Origin of the sequence: Micromonospora sp. LOL_025 (assembly GCF_048060285.1) — a bacterium.
Lineage (GTDB): Bacteria > Actinomycetota > Actinomycetes > Mycobacteriales > Micromonosporaceae > Micromonospora.
Genome location: NZ_JBHMIR010000119.1, coordinates 1 through 596, shown reverse-complemented (window position 1 = coordinate 596; position 596 = coordinate 1). Strand labels below are relative to the sequence as shown.

The 596-nt window shown below is 76.8% G+C and carries 1 protein-coding gene; it reads left to right on the top strand.

Annotated features, from left to right (window positions below):
• Positions 1-596: ketoacyl-synthetase C-terminal extension domain-containing protein (locus ACFHW0_RS31745; RefSeq protein ID WP_416613312.1), on the top strand; the 596-nt coding region annotated here is incomplete at both ends.

Genomic DNA, 596 nt, shown 5'->3' with positions numbered 1-596 from the left:
GGCGGCGGTGTCGTCGTTCGGCATCTCCGGCACCAACGCGCACGTGATCATCGAGCAGCCGCCGGCCGAGGTGGTCGAGGGCGAGGTCGTCGCCCGCGAGGTGCCGCCGGTGGTGCCGGTGCTGCTGTCGGCCCGCTCCGATGCGGCCCTGGCCGGCCAGGCGGGCCGGTGGGCGCGCTGGCTCGCCGTTGACGAGGCGCCGCGTCCGCTGGACGTGGCCTGGTCCTCGGCGACCACCCGGCCCGCGCTGGAGCACCGGGCGGTGGTGACCGCCGCCGCCCGGGACGGCCTGATCGCGGCGCTGACCGCCCTCGCCGACGGCGACCCCACCGGTACGGCCGTCTCCGGCGCCGCCGGCCAGCGCGGCCAGCTCGCCCTGCTGTTCTCCGGTCAGGGTGCGCAGCGTGCCGGCATGGGCCGGGAGTTGTCGGCCGGGTTCCCGGTGTTCGCCGCCGCGCTGGACGAGGTGTGCGCGCAGCTCGACGCGTTGCTGCCGCGTCCGTTGCGGGAGGTGCTGTTCGCCGAGGCGGGCAGCCCCGAGGCGGAACTGCTGGACCAGACCGTCTTCACCCAGGCCGGCCTGTTCGCGGTCGAGG